Origin of the sequence: Streptomyces sp. NPDC048659 (genome assembly GCF_040650575.1) — a bacterium.
GTDB lineage: Bacteria > Actinomycetota > Actinomycetes > Streptomycetales > Streptomycetaceae > Streptomyces.
In genome coordinates this window covers 95,518-103,569 of sequence record NZ_JBEZHM010000027.1, presented here as the reverse complement: position 1 = coordinate 103,569, position 8,052 = coordinate 95,518, and the positions used below count along the sequence as shown (strand labels likewise).

7 protein-coding genes are annotated in these 8,052 nt (G+C 75.9%); 2 read left to right on the top strand and 5 right to left on the bottom strand.

Going from position 1 to position 8,052, the window contains the following annotated elements; all coding sequences use genetic code 11:
• The 4 genes from AB0C99_RS21580 to AB0C99_RS21565 form a co-directional block, all read right to left on the bottom strand.
• A partial coding sequence (locus AB0C99_RS21580) for an ABC transporter permease (protein WP_362477217.1) occupies nt 1-1,275 on the bottom strand: 1,275 nt, incomplete at its 3' end.
• Nucleotides 1,272-1,952, bottom strand: coding sequence for an ABC transporter ATP-binding protein (locus tag AB0C99_RS21575; RefSeq protein ID WP_362477215.1), 681 nt, complete (start codon nt 1,950-1,952; stop codon nt 1,272-1,274). The genes AB0C99_RS21575 and AB0C99_RS21580, both read right to left, overlap by 4 nt.
• A gap of 128 nt (nt 1,953-2,080) precedes the next feature.
• Complete coding sequence (locus AB0C99_RS21570) at nt 2,081-3,235, bottom strand: peptidoglycan-binding domain-containing protein (protein ID WP_362477212.1); 1,155 nt, start codon at nt 3,233-3,235, stop codon at nt 2,081-2,083.
• A complete protein-coding gene (locus AB0C99_RS21565; RefSeq protein ID WP_362477209.1) occupies nt 3,232-3,747 on the bottom strand; it encodes a hypothetical protein in 516 nt (171 codons plus the stop codon). The genes AB0C99_RS21570 and AB0C99_RS21565 overlap by 4 nt, the downstream gene beginning before the upstream one ends.
• A 185-nt stretch (nt 3,748-3,932) precedes the next feature.
• Here AB0C99_RS21565 and AB0C99_RS21560 point away from each other — a divergent pair, with 185 nt between their 5' ends.
• Both AB0C99_RS21560 and AB0C99_RS21555 read left to right on the top strand, forming a co-directional pair.
• The gene (locus tag AB0C99_RS21560; protein ID WP_362477206.1) at nt 3,933-4,586 is read left to right on the top strand and encodes a response regulator transcription factor; all 654 of its coding nucleotides are present in this window, start codon (nt 3,933-3,935) and stop codon (nt 4,584-4,586) included.
• Between the two features lie 10 nt (nt 4,587-4,596).
• On the top strand, nt 4,597-5,748 hold the full coding sequence (locus AB0C99_RS21555) for a HAMP domain-containing sensor histidine kinase (protein ID WP_362477203.1): 1,152 nt from the start codon (nt 4,597-4,599) through the stop codon (nt 5,746-5,748).
• A gap of 23 nt (nt 5,749-5,771) precedes the next feature.
• Here the strand turns inward: AB0C99_RS21555 and AB0C99_RS21550 are convergent, their stop codons facing one another.
• On the bottom strand, nt 5,772-7,895 hold the full coding sequence (locus AB0C99_RS21550) for an ABC transporter ATP-binding protein (protein ID WP_362477200.1): 2,124 nt from the start codon (nt 7,893-7,895) through the stop codon (nt 5,772-5,774).
• Nucleotides 7,896-8,052 lie beyond the last annotated feature (157 nt).

The window sequence follows — 8,052 nt, the reverse complement described above, 5'->3', positions numbered from 1 at the left end:
GCCGTTCTGATTGCCGTTCTCCGGGGGCACCACCTGCTTCTCCTCGGCGAAGTGGCAGGGAGGCCCTTCGCCGGGGTACGCAGCCCCCAGCGCCTCCGTCGGGGTCAGCCGGGCCGCGCGGCCCGCCGGGTAGAGGCCGGCGGCCGTGCCGATCAGCGCCGCCGAGACCACGCCCGCCAGCAGGATGTCCACCGGCAGCACCAGCGGCCAGCCCTGCGAGAGGGACCAGCCCGCCGTCACCAGCGCGCCCAGCGCCACACCGGCCGTACCGCCCGCGCCCGACAGCGCGACCGACTCGGTGAGGAACTGGAGCCGGATCTGGCCGCGCCCCGCGCCCAGCGAGCGGCGCAGGCCGATCTCCGGGCGCCGCTCAAGCACCGAGATCACCATCGTGTTGGCCACCCCCACCCCGCCGACCAGCAGCGCGACCGCGCCGAGACCGAGGAAGAGCGAGGTGAACGCCGACTTCGCCGCCAGCTGGGCCTCCAGCGCGTCCGACGGGCGGCTCACCTTGACGTCCTGCGGGCTCTCGGGGTTCGCCGTCGCCGCCAGGACCGCGCGCACCGCCTCCACCGACTCGTCCGGGGACCGCTCGTACACCGTCGTCGGATGCCCCTCGAAGCCGAACAGGCCGCCCGCCGCCTCCCAGCCGATCAGCGCCGAGCGGTCGATCTCCGGCGCCAGCGCGACCGGGTCCAGGATCCCCGTCACCGTGAACCAGCGCTCGCCCAGGTAGACCTGGCGGCCCGTCCGGTCGATGCCCAGGCGCTGCGCGGCCACCGAGCCCAGGACCACCGCCGGATAGCGGCCGGTCGCCCCGTTCAGGAACTCGCCCTCGCGGACCGTGCCGCCGACCGTGCCGAGCAGGTCCGTCCGGGCCGCGCTCACCCCGATCCCGCCGCCCGCCAGCGGGTCGATCCGGTCGGTGCGGCGCACGGTCACCCCGGGCAGCGCGCCCGTCGCCGTCACCGACTCGACCGGGCCGATCCGCCGCACCATCTCCACCGCGTCCTTCGGCAGCCGCGCCTCCTCGCCGAAGAGGTCCCGGCCGGGGGAGACCGTCAGCAGATTGGTGCCGAGCCGGCTGATCCGGTTCATCAGCTCGGCCTGCCCCGCGTTGCTGATCCCGAGCACGGCCACCATCGCGGCGATCCCGATCGCGATGCCCAGCGCCGACAGCACCGCCCTCGTCGGCCGGGCCCGCATCCCCACCAGGCCCACCCGCAGCACGTCCGCGAGCGGCAGCCGCGCCGGGCGCGGCAGCGGGGCGCTCACGGCCGCACCTCCAAAGCGCCCGAGTCCGAGCGGATCCGCCCGTCCAGCACCTCCACCCGGCGCGGCAGCACCGCCGCGAGACCCGGGTCGTGCGTGATCACCACGATCGTCGTCCCGCGCGCGTTCAGCTCCCGCAGCAGGTCCAGCACGCCCGCCCCCGCCGCCGAGTCCAGATTGCCGGTCGGCTCGTCGGCCAGGATCACCGCCGGGCGGATCGCGACCGCCCGCGCGATCGCCGTCCGCTGCCGCTCGCCGCCCGACATCTCGTGCGGCCGGTGGTCCAGCCGGTGCCCCAGCCCCACCTGGCGCAGCGCGGCCACGGCGAGCTCCCGGCGCCGCCGGGCCGGGATCCCGTGGTACAGCAGGCCCTCGGCCACGGTGTCCACGGCGCTGCGCCCGGGGGAGAGGAAGAACTGCTGGAACACGAAGCCGATCCAGCGCGCCCGCACCGCCGAAAGACGCCGGTCGCTCAGCGCGGCCACGTCATGGCCCCGCAGCAGCACCCGGCCCTCGCTCGGGCTGTCCAGCGTGCCCATCAGATGCAGCATCGTCGACTTCCCCGAACCGGAACGCCCCACCACCGCCAGCAGTTCGCCCTCCCGGACGGTCAGGTCGACACCGTGCAGGGCGCGGACGCCGCCGGGGTAGGTCTTGGCCACGCCTTCCAGGGTGATCACGGATTCGGGGGCCGGGGAGGGGGAGGGGGAGGGGGAGGGAGTGCGGGCAGGGACGGATTCGGGGGCGTGAGGGGGTTCACGGTCGGCCCCGGGGGCCGTCGTCGTCCCGGGCCTCGTGAGTGGCTTCGTCACGGCAGCGGCACCTCCACCCGCATCCCCTCGCGCAGCCCCGCGCCCGCGACCTCCACCCGGCCCTGGGCGAACACCCCCAGCGTCACCGGCACCAGCCGCCCCTCCGGGGTCTCCACCGCGTAGCCGCCCTCCGCGAGGGCCAGCAGCGCCGGGACCGGGACGGCGAGCACGTCGTCGCGGCGCTCGCTGGTGAAGTCGACCTGGACCGGGGCGCCGTCCAGCTTCCCGACCTCCGCCGGTTTCGACAGCGTCACCTCGACCGGCACGGTCGCGTCGCCGCCCGGGGACCCCGCGCCCCGGTCCGGGCCGCCGGTGGCCGCCGCGCGGGCGACCGTGCCCACCCGGGAGACCTTGCCGGCCGTCGCCTTCCCGCCGGGCAGCCGTACGCTCACGGCGGCGCCGTTCCTGGCCAGCTGCTGCCGCCCGACCGGCATGTCCACCGTCACCACCCGCCGGGTGCCGGAGAGGTAGAGCAGCGGGCCCTCCGCCGGGGCGCCGACGATGCCGGGGATCTCCGTCACCCGCACCGCGCCCGGCTCCACCAGCACGTCGCCGGGGGCGACCTTCCCGGTCCGCTCGCGGCCCCGGTCCTCCTGCCAGTCCCGTACCGCCTCCGCCGTCCCGGAGCTGAAGCGGCCGTCGTCGGCCAGCTCGTCCCCGTACCCCAGCGCCTTCAGGTTCCGCTTGAGGACCCGGACGTCCGGGCCGTCGTCCACGCCCTCCTCCAGGGCGCGGTAGAGCGGCGTCTCGCCGTAGAACAGCGGCACGGCGACCCCGTCCACGGCGTACGCGCGCTCGCCCCGGGCGACTGTCACGCCGACGTCCGGCAGCCAGGTCACGATCCCGCCGGCCCGGGGCGCGGTCACCGTGTACGCGTCCGCGTAGCCGAGGGTGCCGTCGATCCGCTCGCTCTGCACGAGATCGGTGCGGACCACGGTCGCCGTGCCCGTGCGCGGCCCCGCGGGCGGGGCGCCGGGGCCGTCCGTACGGGCGGAGAGCACGACCGCGCCCGCGGCGACCGCCCCGGTCACCAGCACGGCGGCGCCCAGCAGGAAGCCGTGCCGGCCCCGGCCGCGCGAGGGCCGGCCGGACTCCTCGCCGGGCTCCTCGTCCGGCGCCTCGCCGGTGGTGAGGGTGAGCGGCTCGGTCACCGGACCGACGCCCGGCACTCGGTGATCGCGGTCCGCGCCTTCGGGTCGTTCGCCGCGCCGCTGAGCTGGAGCGGCCTGCCCGGCTCCGGGTCGGCCACGTCGAGCCCCTTCTCCCGCAGGCAGCGGGCCAGCCGTACGGCCTTGTCCTGGGCGGTCGTGTCGGTGCCGTCCTTGCCGCCCGCACCCAGCAGCCCCTGGCACTCGGCGAGCGCCTTCTGAGTCCGGCTGTCGCCCTTGGTGCCCGGCGGGAGCTGCACGTTCTCGTCCCCCGGCGCCGGGTCGGGCACCTCGATGCCGTGCTCCCTCATGCAGCCCGCGAAGGCGACCAGCTGGTCCTGCCGGGTGCCGCTCGGCGTCGCCGACGCGGACGCGGCGGCCGACTTCGTGCCGCCGCCGCTCGCCACCCCGGGGGTGTCGCCGCCACCGCCGCCGCACCCCGTCGCGAGGGCCGCTAGGGCCGCGAGGGCGGCCACCGCCAGGGCCCCGTGCCGGATCCGTCCCGTGATCGCCATGTGCGCTCCCTTCCTCGGGTGTTCGGTGGTGACAGATGTACCGAGGGCGGGGTTGCCGGGCCGTCTCCGGACCCGCATACGGTGGCGAAACATCGCGGCGGGTATCACCGAGTGCCGTACGGCTCACGCGCGGCGGCCCGGCCACGGCGGGCCTGCCACGGGCGACGACGAAGGGACACACACCCATGCGGGTACTGGTGGCGGAGGACGAGCGGATGCTCGCCGAGCTGGTCGCGGAGGGCCTGCGGGCCCACGGCATGGCCGTCGACGTGGCCCTCGACGGGGACGCGGCCCTGGAACGGCTCACCGTCAACGACTACGACGTCCTCGTCCTCGACCGGGACCTGCCCGGCACCCACGGCGACGAGGTCTGCCGCGAGGTGGTGGCCTCCGAGGCCCGCACCCGGATCCTGATGCTCACCGCCGCCGGGCAGACCACCGACCTCGTCGCCGGCTTCGCGCTCGGCGCCGACGACTACCTCTCCAAGCCCTTCGAGTACCCCGAACTCGTCGCCCGCGTCCAGGCGTTGGGGCGGCGGGCCACCCGCGCCCTGCCGCCGGTCCTGGAGCGGGCCGGGATCACCCTGGACACCCCGCGCCGCCAGGCGTTCCGCGACGGGCGGTATCTGCGGCTCTCGCCCAAGGAGTTCGCCGTCCTGGAGGTGCTGCTCGCCGCCGACGGGGCCGTCGTCTCCACCGAGGAGCTCCTGGAACGCGCCTGGGACGAGAACGCCGACCCCTTCACCAGCGCCGTCCGCATCACCATGAGCAAGCTGCGGGCCAAGCTCGGCGAACCCCAGCTCATCGAGACGCTGCCCGGCAGCGGCTACCGGATCTGAGGCGGCGGCCGTGACCTCCGGGACCTCCGGGACCTCCGCGACCCCTGTCCCGCGCCCCAGGACCGGCCAGCGCTCGCTGCGGCTGCGCCTCACCGCGCTCTACAGCGGGCTCTTCTCCGTCACCGGACTGCTGCTGCTCGGCCTCACCTATCTGCTCTTCCGCGAACGCCTCACCGGCACCACCGTCCTCGTCCTCCCCAAGGACGCTCCCTACGCCGACACCGCGCCCTCCCTCTCCAAGGCACAGGTCGCCGCCCTCGCCCAGCGGCTCCGCGCGGACGCCCTGGACCAGCTCCTGATGATGTCGCTGCTGGCCCTGCTCGTCATGCTCGTCGTCTCCGTCGCCCTCGGCTGGCTCGTCGCGGGCCGCGCCCTGCGCCCGCTGCACACCATCGCCGCGACCGCGCAGCGGCTCTCCGCCGCCACCCTGCACGAACGGATCGGCCTCACCGGGCCCGACGACGAGCTGAAGAACCTCGCCGACACCTTCGACGCCCTCCTCGACCGGCTGCACGCCGCCTTCGAGGCCCAGCGCCGCTTCGTCGCCAACGCCTCCCACGAGCTGCGCACCCCGCTCGCCGTGCAGCGGGCCGCCATCCAGATCCGGCTCGGGCGGGCCCGCCCCGAGGACCTGCCCCGGATCCAGGAGGAGCTGCTGGAGACCAACCGGCGCAGCGAGCGGCTCATCGAGGGCCTGCTGACCCTCGCCACCACCGACCGGGGGCTCGACCGGCGCGAGCCCGCCGACCTGGCCGCGATCGCCGCCGAGGCGGTGGGGCAGAGCCGGCCCGCCCTCCACGCGGCCGGGCTGCGGCTCGCCCTCGACCTGCGCCCGCTGCCGGTGACCGGGGACCCGGTCCTGCTGCACCAGCTCGTCGGCAACCTGGTGCAGAACGCCGTGCGGCACAACGTGCCCGGCGGGTCCGTCGAGGTCGCCACCGGGCCCGACGGGACGCTCACCGTCCGCAACACCGGTCCCGTGGTGCCGCCGGGGGAGACCGAGAGCCTGCTCGAACCCTTCCGGCGGCTCTCCCGCAGCGGCGACGGGGCCGGGCTCGGCCTGTCCATCGTCCGCTCCATCGCGTTGGCCCACGGCGGTACGGTCGGGCTGACCGCCCCGGCGGACGGCGGGCTCGTCGTCCGGGTCACGGTCCCGGCGTGACCGGCCGCCCGCCCCGCGCCCGCTCAGGGACCGGGCCTGCCCTTCGCGGCGAGCGCGGCGGCGATGGCGGCGGCCTTGGCGGCGCCGGGGCCGGGATCGGTGCCCGGGCCGGGACCGGTGCCAGGTGTCACGGGAGCCCCTGGTACTCCAGGCGCGTCCGTGTACGCTGCCGCCTGGAGGGCGAAGAGGCGCGCGTACGAGCCGCCGAGCCGCATCAGCTCCTCGTGCGTGCCCTGTTCGGTCGCCCGGCCGTCCTCGATCAGGACGATCAGGTCCGCCCGCCGCACGGTCGAGAAGCGGTGCGAGACATAGACCGTGGTACGGCCCGCCGCCAGCTCGCGGAGCCGGGCGAACAGCTCGTGCTCCGCCTCCGCGTCCAGCGCCGAGGTCGGCTCGTCCAGCACCAGCAGCGCCCCGCGCCGCATGAACGCCCGCGCCAGCGCGACCTTCTGCCACTCGCCGCCGGACAGCTCGACACCCGTGTCGAACCACTTGCCGAGCGCCGTCCCGTACCCCTGCGGCAGCCGCCCGACCAGACCGGCCGCCCCGGCCCGCCCGGCCGCCTCCGCGATCCGCTCCCCGTCCTCCAGGCCCGGCAGGTCGCCGAGCCCGATGTTCTCCGCGACCGTGGCCTGGTACGTCACGAAGTCCTGGAACATCGCCGCCACCTCGCGCCGCAGCGCCTCCGGGTCGAGCTCGCGGATGTCCGTGCCGTCCAGCAGGATCCGCCCGGACTCCGGCTCGTACAGCCGGCAGAGCAGCTTGACCAGCGTCGACTTGCCGGCCCCGTTGCGGCCCACCACGGCCAGCGTGGCGCCGGCCGGGATCTCCAGGCTCACGTCGTCGAGCGCGGGCCGCTCCGCCCCCGGGTAGCGGAAGGTGACGTGCTCCAGGACCAGGTGCCCGCGGACCGGCCCGGCCGGCGCCCGGCCGCCCTCGGCGCCGGTGCGGACGGCCAGCAGCTCGTACAGCTTCCGCAGGTACAGGTGGTGCTCGTACATCCCGGACGCGCCGCCGAACATGCCCTGCACGGAGGTCGCGACGGCGGTGGCCGCCGAGGTGTAGAGGATGAGGTCGCCCAGGCTCAGCCGCCCGCGCACCGCCTGGAGCGCCACGTACAGATACGTCGCCGCCCCGGCCAGCGTCGTCAGCAACGACCAGGCGTTGCCCACCAGATGACGGGCCGTCACCACGGAGCGCAGCCCCTGGTACGCCGCCGCGCCGAGCAGCCGGAAGCGCTCGGTCAGGAACGGCGCCAGACCGAAGACCTTGACCTCCTTCGCGTACGCGTCCGTGGACACCAGCCGCGACAGGTACTCCATCCGCCGCCGGATCGGCGAGGACCACAGCGCCACCTGGAAGCCCCGCATCCCGTACCGCGCGTCGGAGACGAACGCCGGGACGGGGGCCAGCAGCGCCACCAGCGCCACCAGCGGCCCCAGGCCGAACAGCAGCCCCACCATGCTCGCGAACGTCACCGCGTGCTGGAGCAGCGTGAACGCCCCGCCGATCATCATCACCGGCCGCGTCGACGCCTCCTGCTGGGCCTGGCGCAGCAGGTCGTAGGAGGCCGAGTCCTCGAAGAAGGACAGCGGCAGCCGGCCCGCGTGCTCCATCACCCGCACCTGCACGTCCTGCGTCGCCCGCTCCTGGAGCAGCTGCTGCGCGATGCTCCGCACCGCCGTCGCCAGCGCGCTCAGCGCGAACACCGCGCACTGCGCGCCCGCCAGCGCCACCAGCGCCGTCACCGTCGTCGTCGCGGGCGGATGCCAGGTGCCGCCCGGCAGGTCCACGGCCAGCGCGATCCGGTCCGGGCCGCCCGAGCCGTGCAGCGCCGCGCCCCGCACCACCGTGTCGACCAGCAGCCGGGCCGTCATCGCGACCGCCGCGGGCACCAGCCCCACCAGCACCGTGGACAGCGCGAGCGCCACCGTCAGGCCGGGGCTCGCCGCCCAGACCAGGGCCAGCACCCGGCCGAGCCCCGCGACCGTACGGGCCGTGGCCCGCCCCGCGCCCCGCGCCGCCGCCACCGGCCCGCGCCGCGCGGCCCGCTCCCGCCCGCCCGGCTCGGGGAAGTCGACGGGGCCGGTCAGGCCGCTGCCGCCGCCGCTCGCCGCCTCCCGGGACGTGAACACCATCTGCCGCATCAGCACTCCTCCCGTACGCCCGCCGCATGGCCCCACACGACAGGACGTGCCCCATGACCCCCGCGCAGCGCCGCACTCCGCAGGCCCGCACTCAGCAGGCCCGCACGCCGCAGCCCGCCCCGGAGTCTCCGGAGTCCCAGGTATCCCAGGTGTCCCC

What these genes read in the sequence shown, in the direction of transcription:
- AB0C99_RS21560 (WP_362477206.1), top strand. Translation starts at nt 3,933, where the DNA reads ATGCGGGTACTGGTGGCGGAGGACGAGCGGATGCTCGCCGAGCTGGTC.
- AB0C99_RS21565 (WP_362477209.1), bottom strand. Translation starts at nt 3,747, where the DNA reads ATGGCGATCACGGGACGGATCCGGCACGGGGCCCTGGCGGTGGCCGCC.
- AB0C99_RS21550 (WP_362477200.1), bottom strand. Translation starts at nt 7,895, where the DNA reads ATGCGGCAGATGGTGTTCACGTCCCGGGAGGCGGCGAGCGGCGGCGGC.